Source organism: Antiquaquibacter oligotrophicus (assembly GCF_020535405.1).
In the GTDB taxonomy this organism is placed as follows: Bacteria; Actinomycetota; Actinomycetes; order Actinomycetales; family Microbacteriaceae; genus Rhodoglobus; species Rhodoglobus oligotrophicus.
This window is the reverse complement of record NZ_CP085036.1, coordinates 823,084-843,177: the sequence shown is the minus strand read 5'-3', so window position 1 is coordinate 843,177 and position 20,094 is coordinate 823,084. Positions and strand designations below refer to the sequence as shown.

General features: G+C 66.7%; 22 protein-coding genes and 1 tRNA gene. 11 read left to right on the top strand and 12 right to left on the bottom strand.

The window, feature by feature from the left end:
* Positions 1-92: 92 nt before the first annotated feature.
* Genes mscL through LH407_RS04140 form a run of 3 tightly spaced genes read right to left on the bottom strand, consistent with a single transcriptional unit; the run spans position 93 to position 1,422 of the window.
* Complete coding sequence (mscL, locus tag LH407_RS04150) at positions 93-557, bottom strand: large conductance mechanosensitive channel protein MscL (RefSeq protein ID WP_322132556.1); 465 nt, start codon at positions 555-557, stop codon at positions 93-95.
* 2 nt (positions 558-559) lie between these two features.
* Positions 560-829: an FmdB family zinc ribbon protein gene (locus LH407_RS04145; RefSeq protein ID WP_322132557.1), complete on the bottom strand. Its 270-nt coding sequence runs from the start codon at positions 827-829 to the stop codon at positions 560-562.
* 14 nt (positions 830-843) lie between these two features.
* On the bottom strand, positions 844-1,422 hold the full coding sequence (locus LH407_RS04140; protein ID WP_322132558.1) for a 5-formyltetrahydrofolate cyclo-ligase: 579 nt from the start codon (positions 1,420-1,422) through the stop codon (positions 844-846).
* Between the two features lie 27 nt (positions 1,423-1,449).
* Between LH407_RS04140 and galU the strand changes: the two genes are divergently transcribed.
* The 4 genes from galU (at position 1,450) to LH407_RS04120 (ending at position 4,000) form a co-directional block, all read left to right on the top strand.
* Positions 1,450-2,340 (top strand): UTP--glucose-1-phosphate uridylyltransferase GalU, encoded by an 891-nt coding sequence (gene galU, locus LH407_RS04135; protein ID WP_322132559.1) that lies wholly within the window; start codon positions 1,450-1,452, stop codon positions 2,338-2,340.
* Between the two features lie 3 nt (positions 2,341-2,343).
* Positions 2,344-2,985: a GNAT family N-acetyltransferase gene (locus tag LH407_RS04130; RefSeq protein ID WP_322132560.1), complete on the top strand. Its 642-nt coding sequence runs from the start codon at positions 2,344-2,346 to the stop codon at positions 2,983-2,985.
* A gap of 68 nt (positions 2,986-3,053) precedes the next feature.
* A complete protein-coding gene (locus LH407_RS04125) occupies positions 3,054-3,881 on the top strand; it encodes a hypothetical protein (protein ID WP_322132561.1) in 828 nt (275 codons plus the stop codon).
* 46 nt (positions 3,882-3,927) lie between these two features.
* Positions 3,928-4,000: transfer RNA gene (locus LH407_RS04120), tRNA-Ala, on the top strand.
* A 450-nt stretch (positions 4,001-4,450) separates the two neighbouring features.
* Here the strand turns inward: LH407_RS04120 and LH407_RS04115 are convergent.
* Together LH407_RS04115 and LH407_RS04110 are read right to left on the bottom strand one after the other, a co-directional pair.
* Positions 4,451-4,711: a hypothetical protein gene (locus LH407_RS04115; RefSeq protein WP_322132562.1), complete on the bottom strand. Its 261-nt coding sequence runs from the start codon at positions 4,709-4,711 to the stop codon at positions 4,451-4,453.
* Positions 4,712-4,988: 277 nt separating this feature from the next.
* Positions 4,989-5,297, bottom strand: coding sequence for a DUF7882 family protein (locus tag LH407_RS04110; RefSeq protein ID WP_322132563.1), 309 nt, complete (start codon positions 5,295-5,297; stop codon positions 4,989-4,991).
* Positions 5,298-5,392: 95 nt separating this feature from the next.
* Here LH407_RS04110 and LH407_RS04105 point away from each other — a divergent pair, with 95 nt between their 5' ends.
* Positions 5,393-6,151 carry an EAL domain-containing protein gene (locus LH407_RS04105; RefSeq protein WP_322132564.1) on the top strand — a complete coding sequence of 253 codons (759 nt, stop codon included), beginning with the start codon at positions 5,393-5,395 and terminating at the stop codon, positions 6,149-6,151.
* Between the two features lie 24 nt (positions 6,152-6,175).
* Here LH407_RS04105 and LH407_RS04100 read toward each other — a convergent pair whose 3' ends face one another.
* Positions 6,176-6,424, bottom strand: a complete 249-nt coding sequence (locus tag LH407_RS04100; RefSeq protein WP_322134896.1) for a hypothetical protein — start codon at positions 6,422-6,424, stop codon at positions 6,176-6,178.
* Between the two features lie 79 nt (positions 6,425-6,503).
* Between LH407_RS04100 and LH407_RS04095 the strand changes: the two genes are divergently transcribed.
* Positions 6,504-6,794 (top strand): DUF7882 family protein, encoded by a 291-nt coding sequence (locus LH407_RS04095; RefSeq protein WP_322132565.1) that lies wholly within the window; start codon positions 6,504-6,506, stop codon positions 6,792-6,794.
* Positions 6,795-6,804: 10 nt separating this feature from the next.
* Here LH407_RS04095 and LH407_RS04090 read toward each other — a convergent pair whose 3' ends face one another.
* The 3 genes from LH407_RS04090 to LH407_RS04080 all read right to left on the bottom strand — a co-directional run bounded on the left by LH407_RS04090 (position 6,805) and on the right by LH407_RS04080 (position 10,444).
* Positions 6,805-8,724, bottom strand: coding sequence for a bifunctional diguanylate cyclase/phosphodiesterase (locus tag LH407_RS04090; RefSeq protein ID WP_322132566.1), 1,920 nt, complete (start codon positions 8,722-8,724; stop codon positions 6,805-6,807).
* Between the two features lie 60 nt (positions 8,725-8,784).
* On the bottom strand, positions 8,785-9,207 hold the full coding sequence (locus LH407_RS04085; protein ID WP_322132567.1) for a polymer-forming cytoskeletal protein: 423 nt from the start codon (positions 9,205-9,207) through the stop codon (positions 8,785-8,787).
* 61 nt (positions 9,208-9,268) lie between these two features.
* Positions 9,269-10,444 (bottom strand): polysaccharide pyruvyl transferase family protein, encoded by a 1,176-nt coding sequence (locus tag LH407_RS04080; protein WP_322132568.1) that lies wholly within the window; start codon positions 10,442-10,444, stop codon positions 9,269-9,271.
* A gap of 68 nt (positions 10,445-10,512) precedes the next feature.
* On the opposite strand from LH407_RS04080, the gene LH407_RS04075 reads away from it, so the two are divergent.
* On the top strand, positions 10,513-12,675 hold the full coding sequence (locus LH407_RS04075; protein ID WP_322132569.1) for a glycosyltransferase: 2,163 nt from the start codon (positions 10,513-10,515) through the stop codon (positions 12,673-12,675).
* Complete coding sequence (locus LH407_RS04070) at positions 12,672-13,991, top strand: nucleotide disphospho-sugar-binding domain-containing protein (protein WP_322132570.1); 1,320 nt, start codon at positions 12,672-12,674, stop codon at positions 13,989-13,991. Before LH407_RS04075 ends, LH407_RS04070 begins: the two co-directional genes overlap by 4 nt.
* Here LH407_RS04070 and LH407_RS04065 read toward each other — a convergent pair.
* Positions 13,910-14,596, bottom strand: coding sequence for a hypothetical protein (locus tag LH407_RS04065; RefSeq protein WP_322132571.1), 687 nt, complete (start codon positions 14,594-14,596; stop codon positions 13,910-13,912). The genes LH407_RS04070 and LH407_RS04065 overlap by 82 nt on opposite strands.
* Positions 14,597-14,605: 9 nt before the next feature.
* Complete coding sequence (locus LH407_RS04060) at positions 14,606-15,910, bottom strand: aspartate aminotransferase family protein (protein ID WP_322132572.1); 1,305 nt, start codon at positions 15,908-15,910, stop codon at positions 14,606-14,608.
* Between the two features lie 85 nt (positions 15,911-15,995).
* Between LH407_RS04060 and LH407_RS04055 the strand changes: the two genes are divergently transcribed.
* On the top strand, positions 15,996-16,886 hold the full coding sequence (locus LH407_RS04055; RefSeq protein ID WP_322132573.1) for a LysR family transcriptional regulator: 891 nt from the start codon (positions 15,996-15,998) through the stop codon (positions 16,884-16,886).
* On the opposite strand, the gene LH407_RS04050 is transcribed toward LH407_RS04055, so the two are convergent.
* Positions 16,883-17,518 (bottom strand): YoaK family protein, encoded by a 636-nt coding sequence (locus LH407_RS04050; protein ID WP_322132574.1) that lies wholly within the window; start codon positions 17,516-17,518, stop codon positions 16,883-16,885. The genes LH407_RS04055 and LH407_RS04050 overlap by 4 nt on opposite strands.
* 62 nt (positions 17,519-17,580) lie before the next feature.
* Between LH407_RS04050 and LH407_RS04045 the strand changes: the two genes are divergently transcribed.
* Positions 17,581-18,945 (top strand): amidohydrolase family protein, encoded by a 1,365-nt coding sequence (locus tag LH407_RS04045; RefSeq protein WP_322132575.1) that lies wholly within the window; start codon positions 17,581-17,583, stop codon positions 18,943-18,945.
* A gap of 65 nt (positions 18,946-19,010) precedes the next feature.
* Entirely contained in the window at positions 19,011-20,048 is a 1,038-nt protein-coding gene (locus LH407_RS04040) for an LLM class flavin-dependent oxidoreductase (RefSeq protein ID WP_322132576.1), read from the top strand.
* Positions 20,049-20,094: the final 46 nt, after the last annotated feature.

The following is a 20,094-nucleotide window of genomic DNA, read 5'->3' as shown; positions in this document are numbered from 1 at the left end:
CCCACGCCCGAGCCACCCCGTCACGGCAACACCGAGAACGACGAACGGCTCAAGCGCGACGTTCCTCCGCACTGGTGATGCGACGCTAGCGACTACTCCGCGTGTTTGCCGTGCGTCTCCGATGCCGCAACCGTGTCGGCATTGGCGCCCTTGTCCGCCGCGAGAAGATCCCGGATCTCCGCGAGGAGTTCGAGCTCCGTGGGCGGCGGTGCGTCCTCGGACGGCTTCTCGTCCTTCTTCGCGAAGGCGCGGCGCTTGATGTAGTTGATGGGCACGATGAGCGCGAAGTAGACAACCACGGCCACCAGCAGGAACTGGATGATCGCCGCAATCACCGCGCCGAAATACAGCACCGCCTCGCCGCCCGAGGTTGTGGGCAGCACAACGGGGAGCGCGGTGGCGAGACTTTCCGCGTCGAACAGCGCACCGATCGCGGGGTTGAAGACGCTGTTCACGATCGCGTTCACGATGCCTGTGAACGCAGCGCCGATGACCACCGCGACGGCGAGGTCGATGACGTTACCGCGGAGGATGAACTCCTTGAAACCCTTGAGCATGGTTACTCCTTCGAACCGGATGCCGCAGGCGCTGCGGCGGGCGCGGGACTGGAGGATGCACCGCTCGAGGCGGCAGGGGTTGTCGTCGAACCGCTGGAGCGGCTATCGGTGCGGTAGAAGCCGGACCCGCTGAAGGTCACGCCGACGGGGGAGAACACCTTGCGGAGCACGCCGTGGCATGTGGGGCACTCGGTGAGCGAATCATCCGTGAACGACTGCTGGATGTCGAACGCGGTGCCGCACTCCGTGCAGCGGTACGAATACGTGGGCATGGCTCTCCCGGAGGTTAGAAGGCGACGATGCCGGAGGGCGTCACGACCCCGTCGACTCGCTGATCGTGCCGTTCGGAAGGCACGGAGTCGACAAGCTCGTCGTCGAAGATGACAGCATAAACGGGCGGGCAGTTCTCCATCGAACCGAGGGTTTTGTCGAAATAGCCTCGACCCCAGCCGAGGCGCATGCCGGTGCGGTCCACGGATGCCGCGGGCACAACGATGAGGTCGACCGAGTTGATCGCGATGGGCCCGAGCAGCTCAGACGTCGGGGTGGGCATCCCCAGAAGGTCCTCGTCCTCATCGCTGCCGTCGTACGGTGCCCAATCGAGCAACCCGTCGGCACGGGACACGGGGATGAGCACACGGATGCCGTTCTCGCACGCCCACTCGACGAAGTCGCGGGTGCCCGGCTCCTCCGGCAGCGAAAGGTAGGCGGCAATGGACCGAGCACCGAGGTCACTCGTGAGATCGATGAGGTGCTGGGTCAGGGCCGTGCCCTCCCGCTCACGCTCCGAAGCCGTGCGGATGCGTCGCCGCTCACGCAGTTCCGCGCGCAGGGCGCGCTTCTGGGACTCAGGCGCGTCCGTCATGCCCTCCATTGTAGATAGCCTGTCCTCATGGGGAATCGCATTACTAAGGCCGTCATTCCGGCAGCAGGTCTGGGGACCCGCTTTCTGCCCGCCACAAAGGCCATGCCGAAGGAAATGCTTCCGGTGGTCGACAAGCCGGCGATCCAGTACGTCGTCGAGGAGGCCGTCTCGGCCGGTCTCAACGACGTACTCATGATCACGGGGCGCAATAAGAACGCACTCGAGAACCATTTCGACCGCATGACCGAGCTCGAGGCCACCCTCGAGCAGAAGGGCGACTTCCAGCGCCTCAAGAAGGTCGAGTACTCCAACCACCTCGCTGACATGCACTACGTGCGGCAGGGCGACCCGCGCGGTCTCGGCCATGCCGTGCTCCGTGCCCGCATGCACGTGGGCAACGAGCCCTTTGCCGTGCTGCTCGGTGACGACCTCATTGACGCACGGGACGTACTGCTCTCCCGGATGCTCGAGGTTCAGGCTTCGCGCGGTGCGACCGTCATCGCCCTCATGGAGGTGGACCCGGCGTCCTCCCACATGTACGGCATCGCCACGGTCGAGCCCACCGAGGACGACGACGTCGTGCGCATCATGGGCCTCGAGGAGAAGCCGGTTCAGGGCACCGCGAAGTCGAACCTCGCGATCATCGGACGCTACGTGCTCCAGCCCGAAATCTTCGAAGTGCTCGAGCGCACGCCCCCCGGCAAGGGCAACGAGATCCAGCTCACCGACGCCCTCCTGAAGCTCGCCAACAACAACATCGCCGGTGGTGTGTACGGTGTGGTCTTCCGCGGCCGTCGCTACGACACGGGTGACCGCGTCGACTACATCAAGGCGATCGTGCAGTTGGCCGTCGAGCGTGACGACCTCGGCCCCGAACTGCGGCCGTGGCTGCAGTCGTTCGCCAGCACCCTGGACTAGCGCGTGGCGATCATCCCGACCCTGCGTGACGGGCGCACGAGCATCCGTCCGATCCGCGTTCGGGATGCCCGCACCCTCGAACGGGAGCTCGCAGACAATCGCAGCTGGCTGCGCAAGTGGGAGGCGACAAACCCGCACGGCGCGATGACCTTCGACGTGCGGGCGAGCATCCGAAACCTCCTGCAGCACGCGCGGGCAGGTGACGGGCTGCCGTTTGTGATCGAGTACGACGGGCAGCTCGCCGGGCAGCTGAACGTGTCATCCGTCACCTACGGATCGCTCTCGTCGGCGACCATCGGCTACTGGGTGTCGGAGCGGTTCGCCGGCAAGGGCGTGACGCCGACGGCCGTCGCGCTTGCCACCGACCACTGCTTCTTCGGTATGGGACTGCACCGGATGGAGATCTGCATCAGGCCCGAGAATGCGCCGAGCCTACGGGTGGTGGAGAAGCTCGGCTTCCGGTACGAGGGGCTGCGACGGCGGTACATCCACATCGACGGCGACTGGCGCGATCACTTCTGCTTCGGTCTCACCGTCGAGGAGGTGCCCGCCGGTGTGCTGCGTCGCTGGCAGACCGGGCGTGCCCCGGCCACGGCTGCGACGATCCCCATGGAGGACCGCGCGAAGGCATCGCGACCCCTCTGAGCGCCCGACGCTCCGGATGCTCGGCGCGCCACCCCGACGCTGAACCGACCTGCTCGTACCGTACCTGTATGGAACTCACTGGTCTCGGCGGCGGCGTTATGCTCGCCATCGCCGCCGGCCTGTGGCTGGTCTATCTCGTGCCCACCTGGATGAAGCGCCGCGAATACCTTGCGACCGAGCGCAATGCCGTTCGGCTGCAGCAGACGATTCGTGTCCTCGCCGAGACGACCGAGGCACCAACCCAGGCCCTTCGTCGCGCCCCGCGTGGCCCTGTCGCCGTCGGACGCCCCGTCGCGCCGCGACAGGAAACCGCGCCCCACGAGCTCGCCGCCAAGCGGCTCCGTCGCACGCGTGCCCTCGCTGCCGTCGTGCTGCTCGCCTCGGCGGGTGTGGGCGTAGCCCAGCTCGTCGCTATCATGACGGGCGCTGCTGCGGCCTCGGGGTGGTTGGTTGTCGGGGGAGCGGGCCTCGCCGTTGTGGTCTCCCTTGCTCTCCTCGGCCGTCTCGCGGAGGTATCCCGCGCCCGCCGCTCGGCGCCGGCCCAGGCGCGACGCGGTTCGCCCTTCGTCGACCACCACGTCGCTGCCGAGGTGCGCGAAACGGTGCAGGCGGAGTGGACTCCCGTCGCGGTACCCAAGCCGTTGTACCTGTCGCGCACCGAGGCTCCAGCGCCCGCGGAATCCTCGGCCGACCTCGCGGCGTCGCTGCGCAGAGCCGCGGAGGAGGCAGCGGAGAGCATTCGCGCCGCGGAGCAGGTGCCGAGCATCCGTCCCGCAGCAGAGGAGCCCGTGCGGCCCGCCGCGACCGGCTTCGCGGCGATGGGAATCGTGGATGCCGCACCGACGGCCACCCCGGACATCGACGCCGTGCTGGCCCGCCGTCGCGCCGCTGGCTAGCGCGTCACGCCCTCTGCGGAACCTGATAACCTAGCTAACGCATCACGGGCCCTTGGCGCAGTTGGTAGCGCGCCTCGTTCGCATCGAGGAGGTCAGGGGTTCAAATCCCCTAGGGTCCACAAAACGCGAGAAACCCCGTCCGACTGGACGGGGTTTCTCGCGTTTTGGGCACCCTCGCGACACTTCGAACCCCCGGGGCCCCGCCGCGCAGTCCAGAAAACCGCGCGCTTCGACGTGTCTTGCACTCACTCGTTCCGCGCGGTTTTCTGGCGGCCCGGTGGGGAGTCAAATCCCCTAGGGTCCACGAGACGCGCCTTTGGCGGCTCCTCAACCAGCGGGGTATGGGTTGCTTGGTGGTTGAGTAGCCGCGCGTAGCCGGCGTTATCGAAGCCACCGCTGCGGGTTACGGGGGGTCGCAGGTTTCGAGACGCCGCCTTCGGCGGCTCCTCAACCAGCTGGGTATGGGGAATCGCAGGTTTCGAGACGCCGCCTCCGCGGGCATGTCCGCGGACATGGAAGAACCCCCGCTCCCGAACGGGGGTTCTTCCTCCTTCACTCGATAAGGGGAATCACGCTGTTGCGCGCTGCTCCGGCCACGACGTGTCCGTGATGCGCTCTAAAGTCCAATGGTCGACGCCTTCGCGGGCGATCTGGAGGAGGACGATTTTGCGGTCGGCGGTGACCGCGCGGAACATCCATCCCTTGTCCGATTCGACTGCCGGGCTCACAACGCGGTAACGCTCGGAGCCGTGAACGATGCGGTCGGGGACCTCGTCGACGAACCAGACGTTGACCGGAGAGCCGACAGCTGCAGGGTGGAGGAGTGTCATGATGCTTGGGCCGATCCCAGCAGAGCTCCTCGGGCCTGCTCGAAGCTGCGGGTCTGGGCCACCTCAACGGCCCGCGAATACCGGGCGCCTCGGAGTGCGACGTAGATGTCGCCTGCACGCTCGATAAAGCCCACGGTCTGCCCCGCATCTTCAATGCGGAGGGTGGAGAGAGTAGGCGGCATCTCTAGTCCTTCCCGGAGGTGATGCCGCAAAACTATCCCGGGGTAGACCCCATCGTCCGGGGGTTGCAGTTCATGACGCTCGTGTGCTATTCGAGCTAGTCGCGGGGAGGGGCGGTCGGCTCTGGAACCACAACAAGGCCGCCGGGGGAGTTCGCGCTCTTGGTGAGCGCCTGAATCCAGTGCGGGTTCAACACGGGTGCACGGCTGCCGAAGTACTCGAAAACGATCGGCACGCCCTGGGTCAGCCAGATCGACTTGCGGCCGGAGCCCTCGTTGAGACTGTCGTTCCAGGTGAAGGAGAAGGATTCGCCGCGCCGCAGCTTGCCCCACACGACGGGTTGAAGATGAGCGAGTACACGGTCGTCGAATGATGCCGTGATTTTGTCGTATTTCAGCAGTCCCACGCCCTCAATCCTACGGCAGGGCGGCGGAGTATATTCCTCAAAGATTCCTCGCGCTACTGTTTGCCGAAGTCTTTTTGGTGACACATCATTAGTGGGTGTTTCTGTCACCCCAGGCCCTCGCGGCCGAACTCGACGCGGCTGTAGACCAGCGTCAATTGGTGACCTACTACCAGCCTCAGATCGATCTCTCCTCCGGTGACATCGTCGCCGTCGAGGCTCTCGTGCGCTGGATTCACCCGACCTACGGGGTGATTCCGCCGGATGAGTTCATTCCCATCGCCGAGTCGATCGGGAGCATTCGCCGTGTCGGCCGGACGGTGCTGACGGATGCCGCGCAGCAACTCACACGGTGGAGCGCCGCCGGCAAGCGTCTCGAGCTCTCGGTCAATATCTCTCCAACGGAGCTTGGCCCCGAACTCGCGGGTGAACTCGTTGAGACACTGGACGAGTTCGGCATGGACCCGACGTTGCTCACGATGGAGATCACGGAGACAGAGCCGATCATCGATCTCCCCCGCGCGGTGCGGTGCCTCCACGAGGTGCGTGCCCTGGGTGTCGGGGTGTCGGTGGATGACTTCGGCACGGGGTACGCGTCGATCAACCAGCTGCGCAACCTGCCGGCGACCGAGCTGAAGGTCGATCAGTCGCTCATCCGCGGCAATCGCTCCGCTGCGCGTCGCACGCTCATTCCCGTGCTCGCCGAGGCTTCAGATCTCGGCATCCGCATCGTCGCGGAGGGTGTCGAGACCGCCGACCAGATGAACCATGCGATCGAGCTCGGCTGTCAGCGCGCTCAGGGCTACCTCATCGGGGCTCCGATGACCCCTGACGAGTTCAACGCGCACTTCAGCTGATCACCGAAGTGCGCGTCTCGCGCGTCAGATGTCGAGCGGGCTGGACGCGTCGTGTGTCGTCTCGGCCTCGTTCTCCGGTTCGCCGACCTCGATCTGGGTCCACACGACGGGCATACCCGGCGAGAAGAGGATGTCGATACCGGGCCCACCGCGCAGCGGCGGGATGTTGACGTAGCCGCCGCCGGACTTGATCGCTTCGAGGATCTTGCCGCGCAACTCGTCAACGGGGTCCGGAAGGAAGTAATCCCTTCCGTCGATAGACAGTCGGTGCATGATCGTCACGATGACTCCTCGATCCTGGGGCGGGTGCAGTATCAACGGTACGATAGAACAGTCGAAGAAGGGGATGTTCGTGGGCAAGCTTCTCTACGGGTCACCACCTGTGGTATTTGAACTGGATGACCGCACTCTCGCCCACGTCGAGGTGGTCGTTCTGGCGAAGCTTCGCCGCAACGAGAGTTTCGCTTTCTCCGTCGACGGGGATGGCGGTGGTCGTTCCGCGATCTGGCTCAACCCTTCGAGTACGGTCCAGTTCGAGTTCGACAAGGCCGCACAGGAGATCAATCGTGAGTGGCTGGATGCCCTCATGGACACGGCGAATGCGCCGGCGGGCCTGCGCATTGTGAGCGAGCCCACCAAGTAGCCTCAGCGCCTCAGGTCGCGACGCGGTTGCGACCTTCTGCCTTGGCGCGGTACATCGCGGCGTCTGCCGCTTCGAGCAGTCGCGCGCCGGATGACGCATCATCGGCGGTGACGATGCCACACGAGGCGGTTACCGTCACTGTTACACCCTTCGCGTCGATGGGCTTGCCGACGGCACGAACAATGCGCTCGGCGATGAGGTGAGCTTCCTGCGGGGTCGTGTGTTCGCACACGATCACGAACTCGTCGCCGCCAAGCCGTGCAACTGCATCCGCCGTTCGGGAGTTCGCGACGATTCGCCTGGCGACTTCGACGATGACGGCGTCACCCGCGTCATGGCCATAGCTGTCGTTGACCGACTTGAAGCCGTCGAGGTCGAGGAAGAGCAACGAAACACTGTCGGCCTGTTGGCGTTCGACGAGTGCACGCTCGAGGTTCTCGGCGAGGAAACGGCGGTTGCGAAGTCCGGTGAGTGCGTCGTGGAGTGCGAGCTCAGCGAGCCGCGCCTCGGCACGACGAGCCATGGCGCCCTTGAGTGCCTCTCCGAGATCGATTGCCTCCTGCACGGCGGAACCCCACGGGTCGCCCGAGTCGGCCACACTCTCGCGCCATGCCTCGAACGACAATCGCGGGGAGAGGGCGTCAGCGCGGTTCTGGGGTCCGGGGTCACCGAGCCAATCGACAACGTGGGTGATGGCCCGCCGGAAGAAGGTGATGCAGTCACCGGACCCGAGTGGCACAACGATGAGTCCGGGGTAGTCGGGGATGAGTTCCGCGAGGTCCGGCCGCACGCGGCCGAGCACGTGAGAGGCGAGGTGGTTGTCGCCCACGGCATCCATCACCGCGCGAATGGCGGTCGCCGGCGGCACCGTGCCGAGGGTGTAGGTCTTGTCGCCGTGGCGCACGGCCACCCCATCGGCCGGTACGAGGTCGAGTACGGTCGCCGATCCCCGGAGCAGGGCGCTCATGACATCGTCGGACGCAAACAGCGGCGACAGCAGTGCGGCGCGACGCTCACGCACCTCGACCTCATGGCGCAGCACACGAATCTTTTCCATGGAGTCCAGCTGGAACGCGAGCTGTGTGGCCAGAACCTCGAGCGCGCGGCGCAGCAGGATCGGCAGGCGACGCGGGGTGCGATGGGCGCACGTGATCATGCCGATGAGGACGCCGTCTTTCACCTTGGAGAACGACACCGTGGACGCCTGCCCCATATTGCGCATGTAGGCGAGGTGGTAGGGCGACACCATCCGTAGTTCGGTCGCGCCGAGATCGATCGACATCGGTTCTATCGAATCGGCGAGAAGGTCGAGCCCGGGATCCTCGGTGCTCACGATCGCCCGGGACAGCTTGGTCGTATACAGGTGGCGAGCTTGAGACGGGATGTCGGATGCCGGGAAGTGCAGCCCGAGGTACGGAGCCATGTCGTCCGCGCGCGACTCCGCGACCACTTCGCCATGCCCGTCGTCGTGGAAGTGGTAAACCATCACACGATCGAATCCCGTGATGGAGCGGATCAGCTCCGCGGCCGTGTTCCGCAGCTCCTCGGGATCGTTGATGAACGCCAGTCGCTGAATAGCGCTGACGACGGAGGTGCGTGCGTACTCGACGCCGACGATCGTCTGCTCGAGTTCAACGATTGAGGTCGTATCGCCGGGGTGGATGATCGCATCGAACTGCTCGTCGTCGAAGGTCACGCGCACGGGATCAACGACGGTGCCGGCATCCAGAGCTTCGACGATCTGGGGGTGGTCGAGTCGCGTGCCGAGATAGCGTCGCGCGTTTTCGCTCGCGACGACGATCTCGTGGGTGGAGTTGTCCACCACGAAGAGCATCCCGTGGGACTGGATGCGTCCGGGAGTGCGGATGGGTTCTCGAGAGCACTGCTCGAGGCGGAGCTGCTCGTCGGCAGCTCTCAGGCGGTCGCTCACGGCGGCCTTTCGTTCAGGTCCGCACGGAAATGGCGCGGGGATTCATGGTATTCGGAGCGGTCAGCGGACGGGAAGGGTGGGGAATCGCTCGATGCCGGGGAGTGGTTCCGCTACGAATGAGCCTTCTTGGTCGTCGGGCAGACGGCCGTCGACTCGGCCGGAGCGCCACCCCTGGTTGATGAAAGATCCGTGATTGGTAATCGTGCCAGCAATACGTCCGCGAGGCAGAACCATGAGTGTGCCGGCGACCTTGATGTCGACCGGCCCCTCGATGTCGCCGGACACCATCACGCGTGCGAGGCTGCCAATGGTGAGCGCGCCGCGTAGAGTTCCCTCGACAGTGAGGGTTCCGTATGCCTCGACGGGGCCGGAGTGCTCGCCTGAGATCGAGTAGACCTCGTCTTCACCGACGACGAGCGCCCCCGGCATCTCCTCGACGAGCGGTGGTGAACCCGCCGCAATCTCAGGTTCAGAGTTCTGCATCAAGACAGCCTATTAAGCGATCTTCCTCCCCGGCACCCCTTGACTTGGGGTGACCCAGCAGCTAAGCACCCGTCGCAAAAACTCGATCCCACCAGCGCTCGGCCTGGGCCCTCGCGGTGGTGAGGGTGGCTCGATCAGGCTCATGGCGACGAGCCGCTTCGACTACCGCCGTGCCCGTCCCCGCCAGGAGAGAGTCGACCGGAAGGAGGCTCGATTGACCGAATGTGCCGAGCGCCCCCGTGAGCTTGACGGTGGTGTACTCGTCGACCGGGATGCCGACGGTCGGCACACCGCTGGCGGCAGCAAAAACAGCGGGGTGGTAGCGACTGCTCACGACGAGCGCGGCGCGGCGGGCAAGCCACGCGGCCTCGGTAGAGCTGCCCGTCGGTTCGACTCTGGACGGCGCCGTCATCCGCTCGCGCACCGCGTCGTGCATGACCACGTCACCGCGGCGCTGCTCGCCGGCGATGGGCCCGAAATGGGCGAGGAACACGATTTCGAGCCCAGAATTGGCGATCGAATCGAGGAGGGCGGCAACGGCCGACTGAACATCTGCGCGGCTCGCGCTCCCCACGTGTGTTGACAGTGAAACGAGGCAGTGGGGCGCAGCGTCGGTGTCGGCGGTCGGTCTGTCGAGAGCAAGAAAGCTCGCATCGTCGGGATTGTGGGCGAGAAGCTCCTCGGGCACACCGAGGGTGTCGGCCAGTCGGAACGAGGCCGCTTCCCGCACGCCGACGAGCGCCGCCGTGTCGAGCAGTTCGCTCAGGAGTGCGGCATCCGCGGCGGTCAGCTCCGGCCCGAGGGTCTGGCCCGTGACGATGAACGGTACTCCGGCGCGCTCGGCGAGGATCGCGATCGCCCAGCGCTCGATGATGTGCACGGGCCACGTCGAGGCGAGGTTGCCAGCGCCCGTGACGACAACGCGGCGCGCGGTGGAGATCGCGTCGACCGTAGCTCTCGCCGGGTCATCCGTGCCCAGGTCACCGCCCAGGATGCGCTGGGCACGCGCGAGCATCTCGTCACGGGACCCCGACAATCCGAGGCGGGGGACCGAGCGGATGCCGTAGCGCTCGGCGGTCTCTGAAGGATTCGCCGAGATCGCCACGACGTCGCCGGCGCCTCGGGCGCGGGCCTGGTCGAGGAACTCCTCGAACATGGCCTCGTCCCCAATGTGCATCATGCCGTCGACGACCCCGATATCGCCGATGGCCACCGTCTGTCCAGAGCCTGTATTCACGCAGTCGAGTGAACCATAATGACCTTGCCGCATCGCACCACGCGCGGCTCAGCACTAAGGAGATCGTCGTGGGGATTCAGACTGCGCTCGATTCGATCCGCGATTCAGAACGACTCATCGACGCCCTGCGTCTTTCGGACGATCTCGCGTTCGAAGCAAGCCGCAACGGGGGTGTACGCACTCTGCGCGTCCTCGCGCAGACGCTCAACGGTGACGACCAGCTCGCCGCCATTGCCTCGGTGCACGCGCTCGGCCAGATCTTCGACGACGAAGCCGTGAACCTCTTGGGGTCACTCCTCTCGAGCGAACGCGCCTTCATCCGCGAACACGCAGCGTGGGTCATTGGGTTCCGCCTACCGAAGTTCGATGCGGTCGGCCGCCTCATCGCCATGGTCATCGATGGCGGATTCTCGGGGATGCTCGCCCAGCGCACCCTCGAGCAGTGGAGCGCAACGGCATCCAACCTCATCGGTGTCGGGCTCGAGGGAGCCCTTCTCGGAGTGCACGAGCCCGAGCCGCGGGCGAGGCTCATCGAGACCATCAGCCTCGTGCGTCGCGGACTGGCGCGTCGGGTGCTCCTCAGAACGGCGTTGGATCGAGGCGAGCACGAAATCGTGCGGGTTGCGGCCATCTCGGCGCTGGGTCAGCGGCCCGGCCATGCCGGCGTGAGCGATGCGCTCGCCGTGCTCGCCAAGGGCGACGATCACCTCGCGCACGTGGCCCAACTCGCGCTCCTCGACATCTCGTCGACGTGGAATCCGAGCACGGATCGTGCGGGACTCACCGTCGCGCAGCTCTTCCTGAACGCCGACATCGACGCCGGCCTCGACCAGGCGGGCAAGGGTGACAACGGCGGCATCGCGACCCTGCTCGTGCGACTCGGCGACGCGCTCCTCGCCGGGCCAGGCTCCATCGACCGTGTCGTCACCCTTTCCCGGGGGAGCGTCGACGAGGCGCTGCAGAGCGCGGCCGCACTCCCGTCCCTGACACACGGTCACGGCTTCGGGCGTATTCCGTTGTTCAGCGAGCCCGTATCGGCAGCTGCGGCGTGGCCGCTGCGGGTCACGGCTCGCCGCGGCATCCGTCGCATGCTCAAAGCTGCGGGGAGTGTCGACGTCATTCACCTGCGGATGGCCGATGTCGGGAGTCTCGCTGCGGTCGATGTGGCGCGCGAGCTCGGTATCCCCGTCGTCTTCACGGTCGCGCCAGATCCTCACGCGGTCATCAACTCGCTGGGTGTCGCGGGTCGACTCACCCGCGAAAACTTCGGTGACGTCGACGAGCACGAGCATTTCTGGTTCCGCTCGCGACTCGTGCAGCGTCTCGCGGCGAACGCATCGCAAACGGTGCTCTTCCCCCGTCCGGAATTGCAGCGCGACATGCTCGAACTCGTCGGCATCGACATCACGCAGCATCCGGAGCGCCACAGCATCGTGGCCGAAGGCATCGACCTTGGAGTGGTGGATGCCGCGGTCGAGGAGGCGTCAACCGCAGCGAGCGGCCGCGCCACCACAGCCCCGCTGCAGGCGCTCGCGGAGCTGCTCGACGGCCTGCCCGCGGAACGCCGCGACCTGCCGCTCATCGTGAGTGTCGGCCGCCTGCACAGGGTCAAGGGAATGGCGACGATCGTCGAATCGTGGAAGGCGAGTGGTCTCGCCGAGCGCGCGAACCTCCTCATTGTCGGCGGGGACCTCGTGGCTCCCTCGCCGGACGAGCAGGAACAACTCGACCTCATCGACGCGATCGTTCCCCGTGACGAACGGGCTACGCACGGACTGCTCTTGCCGGGTCATCAGCCCAACGACACCGTCGCGCGGTGGGTCGCCGCGGCACGATTCGGCCTGCCGGGTTACGCAGCGCCGAGAGGCATCTACGTGTGCGGGAGCCTCAAAGAAGAATTCGGAATCGCCCTACTCGAGGCCATGGCCACGGGGCTACTCGTGGTCGCACCCGACGGCGGTGGACCGGCGACCTACGTCGAGCGTGACGTCACGGGCATCCTCACGCAGACGTGGGACGCCGAACAGCTCGGCGCGGCGATGGTGACCGCGCTCGACCTCGCCGCCGCCGAGCAGACGAGCGACCGCGCGGAGCGTTCGCGTGCCGTCGTGGAGGAGAGCTTCACGATCCAAGCGATGGCTCGTGAGCTTTCGAATGTGTACGACCACGTTGCGGCCGCCGAGCGTGATCACCGACGGGAGTCCGAAGGCTTCGAGGTGACGGTGCGGTGACGCTCCTCGTCATCAGCCCCGACTACGCCTCGCACCTCCTTCCGCTGGCGACACTCGCCACGTCGTGGCGGGACGCGGGGGAGCGAGTTGTCGTGGCCACGGGCCCGGCCACGGCCGCGATCGTGGAGTCGTTCGGCTACGAGCGCATCGACCTGCGGCTCGGTCGTGGATCCAACCCCGGCACGATCAAGCCGGAGGACCAGCCACCCGGGGAAGACGATGCCCTTCGTGGTTTCTTCGACGCCACCAGGCTCGGGATGATCGAAACCCTCGAGTTTCAGGCCAGGGCACGCCTCACCGACCTCATGTGGCAACCGGTCGAGACGGCGCGGGCCGTCCTCGCCGTGATCGAGGCGGTGCGACCGACGGCGATCATCGTGGATCACCTCGCGTTCAGCGCGCGCCTCGCCATGGTTGCGGGGCGTATCGCCCACGTGGATGTTGTGCTCGGGCATCCGTCGGCACTGCCCTCCCTCGACGAGGTGTACGGTTTTCCGCCCGCGTGGCCCGCGGCATTCACCCCGAGTGCAGGTGAGCTCGCCGAGCTGCGTGCGCTGTGCGACGAGGTGAGTGCGAACTTCACCGCGGAGTGGAATGGCGCGCTCTCAGTGCTCGCGCCCGAGCTGCCAGCTTCGCCGAGCGCCTTTGAGGAGCACGGCGACCTCGTGCTCTACAACTACCCCGGCGAGCTGTCGCCCGCTGAGCGACCGCTACCGCCGCACGTCTTCCTCGGGTCCGCCGTGCGCGAGGAACCCGCCGACGACGAGGTGGCGGCGTGGATCGGGGCATCCGGCGAGCCCTTCGTCTACGTGAGCTTCGGCAGTTTCCTATCCGTGCGCGGCGATGTTCTCGGGCGTGTGGCGGATGCCCTCCGCGAGCGTGGGCTGCGTGCGGCGATCGCGACCGGATCGTCCTCGCCCGACGTTCTCGGCGCGGTGCCCGGCGACTGGCTCGTGCGGGGATTCCTGCCCCAGGTCACTCTCTTGCGATCGGCGTCGGCCGCCGTAACGCACGCCGGCAACAACTCCGTCACCGAGGCACTGACGTTCGGTGTACCGCTCGTCGCTCTGCCGTTCTCCACCGACCAGTTCGCCGGGGCCGCTGCCCTCGAGCAGAACGGGTACGGCGTGGCACTCGCGCCCAACACGGCCACGGTCGCAGAACTCGCGGGTGCCCTCGATCGCGTGCTCGGGATGCCGCGTGACGCGCTCAACGCGCTGTCGCGGTCGCTCCGCTACGCGCCGGGAGCCAGTCGCGCGCGCGAAGCCGTCACGAGCTGGAGCATCGACTCCGGGCTCGACGCTGCCTCGCGGTAGAGCTCCATGAGCGCCGCGTTCGCGTCGTAGTTGGGTCCCTCGCGCAACTCCGCGACATGGTGCAGCGCGAAGACGTGACCGTAGTGACGTCGCGGGAGCTCGCCGAGGAGCGTTTCGTGGGCGAGGTTCCACGCGGCATCCTCGAAGCCCCACCCGCGGAAGCGCTCATCTTGCCCACCGTGGCTCCACCACGTCGTCGGAGTCGTCACGTAAACGCCAGAGCACGCGCCCAGCACAACCTCGTGGTCGCACTGCTGGGCGGGTGTGCCAGCCAGCAGTTGAGCGGTACCGGATGCCCCCAGCCAGTGGTACTGCGTGTAGGGGAGGTGAACACGCCCCGACGTCGCAGCCTGCGCGATCGCGTCGAGGAGGGCATCCTTCTCGGGAATCGTGTCGGCGTCGTTGATGATCACCACCGAGTCCGGGTCGACGACGCTCGCGACGCCAACGTTGCGGCACCGGGCGAGGTTGAAAACCTCGTCGTCCGTGTCGACCGCACGAATGTTGACGTCCCCCAGGTTCTCCCGATACCAGGCCACGACGGCGTCGAACGCGGCAACACGTGACGGCTTCGGGCGCCACGGAATGAGAACGGTGAGGGGCATGGCTACAGACTAAGCGAGCGCGGAGACTGTCTCGTCGATGGCCTGTTCCAGGATGCCGAGACCCAGGTCGAGTTCCCCATCCGTGCTCGTGAGGGGTGGCGCGATGCGGAACGTGCCGCCGATGCCGGGCAGTTGCACGATGTTCATGTGGAGGCCGAGTTCGAGGCAGCGGCGGGTCACGGCAACGCCCAGGGCATCCGAGCTCGCGGGATCATCGCGGTCGACGAAAAGTTCGATGCCCTGCAGCAGGCCGCGCCCGCGAACGTCTCCGACCACCGGGTGCCGTGACTGGATGCCGAGTAGTCCCTCGCGGAGTCGAGAGCCGAGTTGCGTGGCCCGGTCGACGAGCCCATCGCGCTCAATGACATCGAGCACGGTGTTTCCGACCGCGGCGACGAGCGGGTCGGAGACGTGGGTTGTGAAGAACAGGAAGCCGCGCTCGTACGCCTCGCGCTCGATCTCCTCGGAGGTGATGACCGCCGCTAGCGGTAGGCCCGCGCCGAGCGTCTTGGACAGGGTCAGGATGTCCGGGGCGACCCCGTCGCGCTCGAAGGCGTACATCGTTCCCGTGCGCGCAAGGCCCGTCTGTGCCTCGTCGAGGATGAGGAGCATCCCGCGTTCCACGCATTTCTCCTTGAGGGCAGCAAGGTAGCCGAGAGGAAGCTCGATGATGCCGCCCGACGACAGGATGGGCTCGACGATGCACGCGGCGAGGCTCCCGGTCGACTGGGCGTCGACGAGGGCGAAGGCGACGTCGAGTTGCGTGCGCCAGTCGAGTTCACCGTCGGCGTCGACGAAGTCCGGACGGAAGCGATCGGCTACGGGAATCGCGATGTTGCCGGGCGCCGTCGGTCCGTAGCCTTTGCGCCCCGCGCTGTAGGTCGCTGCCGCTGCGGCAGCAGTCATCCCGTGCCAGGATCGCGCGAAGGACACGATCTCGTGTTTGCCCGTGACGAGCTTGGCCAGTCGAATGGCGGCCTCGTTGGCTTCGGCGCCCGTCGTGAGCAGCATCACCTTGCTGAGGGACTCCGGTAGTGACTCGGCGAGCCGGCGCGCAAGGTCGACAACGGGTCGCGAGAGCATCCCGCTGTACAGGTGGTCGAGGCTCGCGACCTGTCGCTGCACCGTCGCCACGATGTCGGGATGCGAGTGACCGAGGATGGAACTCATTTGCCCCGACGTGAAGTCGAGGATGCGGCGTCCGCCCTCGGTGTACACGAAGCTGCCCTCTGCGCGCGTGATGATCTCGGGTACAAAGGAAGCGCCGTATCTCAGCACGTGGCGGTCGACGTCCTGCCAGAAAGTGTCGGTCATGGCTCGACCGTATCGAGGCCGACCTGTGCGCGTCCATGAGGGAGTTGCGGTTAGCCTGTGCAGTAAATCTGAACGGTGGTAAAGCATGCTCAACGTGTGGCGCCTGCGGATTCTCGATGTCTTCGAGCGGACGGGCACCGTACGCGCGACCGCGGACGAACTCGCGCTCAGCCCCTCCGCCGTGTCGCAACAGCTGAGCGCCCTCGAAGCGGAATCCGGCGTCGCACTCTTCGAGCGTCGCGGCCGAGCCCTCCTTCTCACTCCGGCGGGGGCCGCGCTCGCCGAGAGGTCACGCGACGTGCTCGAGAGTCTCGACGAGATCGAGGCTGAGCTATCGGATGCCCGCACCGAGCCCACCGGAAAGGTGCGGCTCGGCGGCTTCGCGAGTTCCCTCTCGCCGCTGCTCATCCCCGCGGTGCGGGCGCTCGCGTCGGAGCACCCGCGACTCGAGGTGGAACTCCTCGAGATCGAACCACGCGAAGCCGTTGCGGCGCTCCACCAGGGGCGGCTCGACCTCGCCGTCACGGTCGACGAAGCCGACGGAACACTCGTCTCGCCAGCGCTCTCGGTGACGGCGCTGTCGAGCGACCCGCTCATGGCGGTGCTTCCGGCCGGGCATCCGCTGGCCGGCCATTCGAGCATCGTGCTCGCGGATCTCGCGGGCGAGCGCTGGGCGCTCGATCACGAGGGCACCTACCTCGGCGATCTCGTGCCGCGCGAGTGTCGGCGCGCAGGGTTCGAGCCGCGTGTCGCCGGCCGCTTCTCGAGTTACGGAGTGCTCCTCGCTCACGTCGCCGCGACCGATTCCGTTGCCGTGCTGCCCGAACTCGCCGTGGACCCCCGGATGCCCGTGGTCGCCCGCCCCGTTACGGCGCTGGCCGATCGTCGCATCGTGGTGGCCTCCCGCCGCGGGGCTGCCGCGCGCCCGGCGCTGCGCGCCGTCGTGGACGCACTCGCGCTGGTCGCTCGCTCCTAGGCCCGCCGCGCGGCGATGGCCGCGATGACGACCGCGGCGACCGCGCCAACAACGGCACTCCACATCGCCGTGATGCCAATCGCTCCGTACGCGAGCGCGCCAGCGATGGCTCCGATCGCGATGGCGGACCACAAAGCCAGTTGTCGAAGCCACGCCGTTCGGCTCCCGCCCGTGAACGCGGAGACGAGTTCTTGCGCCATCTTGACGAGAGCTCCCGTCATGTAGGTGAGCCCGAGGGCTGGGCCGCCGTCCCGGGCGAAGACGGTGTTGATAGCGCCCATCCCCGCTGCGATGAGCACCGCCGGCACGACGGTGGGCAGGCCCATACCCGTGAGGAGGGTGCCGACCAGGAGTAGGAGCGTCACGGCCGCCAGCACCCAGGGCGCAGGTCGGGAGGCCACGCGCGTGATGACGGTGCCCGCGATGACCCCGATGACAAACGCAGCAACGATGAGGAAGGCCGGAGCCCAATCACCACCCTGCGCCAACTCGACGCTGCCGACGGTCGTGTTGCCGCTCATAAACGAGACGAAGAAGCCGCCGAGGTAGATGAAGGCGATGGCATCCACGAATCCCGCGAGCGCCGAAAGCGAGGCAGCGCCGACGAATTGGGCGGGGGAGAGGGTCTTCATGGGTCGAGCGTGGCACAGCGGTGCGCAACGTCGCCGCAACACGGCCGCGACACAATGGGCACATGTTGCTCGTGATCAACGCACTCCTCGTCCCCGTCGACGACGGCCCCGATGTCGTTCCCGACTCCTGGCTGCTCATCGGCGACGACGGACGTATCGCCGACCGCGGCACGGGCACCGCGCCCGCAGTGCCCGACGGTACCGAGGTGCTCGACGTCGACGGCAAGTTCGTCGCCCCCGGCTTCGTCTCCTCGCACAGCCACCTGTTCACGAGCGCCACTCGGGGGCTTGGCGTCGACCAGACGCTCTACGGCTGGTGCGACTCCATGCTCGGGTTCTTCGCGAACGTGAGCCCCGACCTCATGTACTGGAACACCCTCCACGGTTCGCTCGACTTCCTCGCCAACGGTGTGACAACCGCGTTCGATTTCACCGACCCGAGGCTGCCGTGGGAGCCGATGATCGCAGGCGCGCGGAGCGGTGGGGGAGAGCTGCGGCCCGTCGAGTACCTGCTGCGGCAAGCCGACGCGAAAGCTGATGCGGGCATCCGTTACATCAACGCGGTCGGCATGGATGTCACGGTCGGCACCGATGACGAAATCTTCGAGCGGCTCGGTGCCGTCGTCGACCACGACGCCGCCGCCGACCAGTCCCTGCGCCTGAAGACGGCGGTGTTCGGCGCCGTGCAGTGGTCTCCGCGCCGCGACGCCGCAGAGCTCGAGGTCGAGGCGATGCGACGTTTCGGGCTCGTCAACCAGGCGCACTTCCTGGAGACGCGGGAGGCCGTCGACGTGCAGCGCAGCAAGTTCGAGTGGTACGCGGATGCCGGGGCGCTCGGCCCCGACCTCGTGTTCGGTCACTTCATCCAGACGACTCCCGAGATCATCGACCGCGCGGCCGAAGCGGGCTCCGGTATGTCGTGGCAACCCGCGTCGAACGGTCGTCTCGCCTCCGGAAACGCGGATCTGCCCCACATTCTTCGCGCCGGGATGACCGTGGGTGTCGGCCTCGACGACCAGGCCTGCACCGACGTCTCCGACCCGTGGGGCAACATGCGTATCGGCATCTTCCAGCAGCGAGCCGCCACGGGTGACCCGAACACGATGAGCCCCGAGCTCATGCTTCGGCTGCACACGCTGGGGTCGGCACAAGTCCTCGGGATCGACGATCGTGTCGGCTCCCTCGAGGTGGGTAAGTACGGCGACTTCCTGGTGGTCGACCCGCGGCGCCCCGATATCGGACCGCTGTGGCATCCGGTGGCCAACTATGTGCTCGCGTGCGGGCTGCGCAACCTGAAGGAGGTCTACGTCGGCGGCAAGCTTGTCGCACGAGACGGGGTCTCCACCAACCCGCTCGCGGTCGAATCCAGCGCAAAACTCCACGAGCAACTGCCGATCGTCGCGGCGCAGCACGGCTGGCCGGCGTAAGGGAATACTGAGGCAGCACCACGGTTGAACGATGCATACGCATCGACCTGAGTAAAGGAACAGCAATGGCAGAGCAGCAGGTGGAGTTCGGACTCGACACCTTCGGAGACGTGACAGTCGCACCCGACGGCTCGCCGATCACTCAAGCCCAGGTCATCCGCAACGTCGTCGCCGAGGGTGTGCTCGCCGACGAGGTGGGGCTCGACTTCTTCGGAGTCGGAGAACACCATCGCGACGACTTCGCCGTCTCCACCCCGGAGACCGTGCTCGCTGGCCTCGCGACAGTGACCAAAAACATCCACCTCGGATCTGCCGTCACGGTGCTCTCCTCCGACGACCCGGTGCGTGTGTTCCAGCGGTTCGCGACGGTGGATGCCCTCTCGAACGGCCGCGCGGAGGTCATCCTTGGTCGCGGCTCCTTCACCGAGTCCTTCCCGCTCTTCGGCTACGACCTCCAGCAGTACGAACAGCTCTTCGAGCAGAAGCTCGACCTTTTTGCCGAACTCCTCAAGGAGGAACCGGTCACTTGGAGCGGCGGCCTGCGCGCCCCGCTCAGCGAGCAAAACGTCTACCCGCGCACCGAGGGCGGCCACATTCGCACCTGGGTGGGCGTCGGCGGCAGCCCCGAATCCGTGGTGCGTGCGGCCCGCTACGAACTTCCGCTCGTGCTCGCCATCATCGGTGGTGACCCTGAGCGTTTCGCGCCCTACGTCGAGCTTTTTCACCGCGCGCTCGCCCAGATGGGTAAGCCCGACCTGCCCGTCGCCGTTCACTCGCCGGGCCACATCGCCGACACCGACGAAGAGGCGGCCGAGCAGTACTGGCAGCACTACCGCGCCATGCGCGACCGGATCGGTCGTGAGCGCGGCTGGCCTCCCATGGATGTCGCCGAGTTCCGCAGCGAGATCGAACACGGTGCCCTCTACCTTGGCTCGCCGGAGACCGTGGCCAGAAAGCTCGCGACCAAGGTGAAGGCACTCGGCGTGCAGCGCTTCGACCTCAAGTACTCCGCGGGTACCCTTCCGCACGAGCACATGATGCGCTCGATCGAGCTATACGGCACCCAGGTCGTGCCGATGGTCAAGGACATGCTCGCGGGCTGACATGCCCGCCGGTGAGGGGCGCGCGTCATCCGCTGTCCTAATGTGG

Excerpts from the sequence above, each read along its gene's own strand:
- LH407_RS04060 (WP_322132572.1), bottom strand. The coding sequence starts at position 15,910 with ATGACCGACACTTTCTGGCAGGACGTCGACCGCCACGTGCTGAGATAC.
- LH407_RS04085 (WP_322132567.1), bottom strand. The coding sequence starts at position 9,207 with ATGCAGAACTCTGAACCTGAGATTGCGGCGGGTTCACCACCGCTCGTC.
- LH407_RS04145 (WP_322132557.1), bottom strand. The coding sequence starts at position 829 with ATGCCCACGTATTCGTACCGCTGCACGGAGTGCGGCACCGCGTTCGAC.
- mscL (WP_322132556.1), bottom strand. The coding sequence starts at position 557 with ATGCTCAAGGGTTTCAAGGAGTTCATCCTCCGCGGTAACGTCATCGAC.
- LH407_RS04050 (WP_322132574.1), bottom strand. The coding sequence starts at position 17,518 with ATGAAGACCCTCTCCCCCGCCCAATTCGTCGGCGCTGCCTCGCTTTCG.
- LH407_RS04115 (WP_322132562.1), bottom strand. The coding sequence starts at position 4,711 with ATGACACTCCTCCACCCTGCAGCTGTCGGCTCTCCGGTCAACGTCTGG.
- LH407_RS04055 (WP_322132573.1), top strand. The coding sequence starts at position 15,996 with ATGCTCAACGTGTGGCGCCTGCGGATTCTCGATGTCTTCGAGCGGACG.
- LH407_RS04040 (WP_322132576.1), top strand. The coding sequence starts at position 19,011 with ATGGCAGAGCAGCAGGTGGAGTTCGGACTCGACACCTTCGGAGACGTG.
- LH407_RS04045 (WP_322132575.1), top strand. The coding sequence starts at position 17,581 with ATGTTGCTCGTGATCAACGCACTCCTCGTCCCCGTCGACGACGGCCCC.
- LH407_RS04125 (WP_322132561.1), top strand. The coding sequence starts at position 3,054 with ATGGAACTCACTGGTCTCGGCGGCGGCGTTATGCTCGCCATCGCCGCC.
- galU (WP_322132559.1), top strand. The coding sequence starts at position 1,450 with ATGGGGAATCGCATTACTAAGGCCGTCATTCCGGCAGCAGGTCTGGGG.
- LH407_RS04065 (WP_322132571.1), bottom strand. The coding sequence starts at position 14,596 with ATGCCCCTCACCGTTCTCATTCCGTGGCGCCCGAAGCCGTCACGTGTT.
- LH407_RS04140 (WP_322132558.1), bottom strand. The coding sequence starts at position 1,422 with ATGACGGACGCGCCTGAGTCCCAGAAGCGCGCCCTGCGCGCGGAACTG.
- LH407_RS04100 (WP_322134896.1), bottom strand. The coding sequence starts at position 6,424 with ATGCACCGACTGTCTATCGACGGAAGGGATTACTTCCTTCCGGACCCC.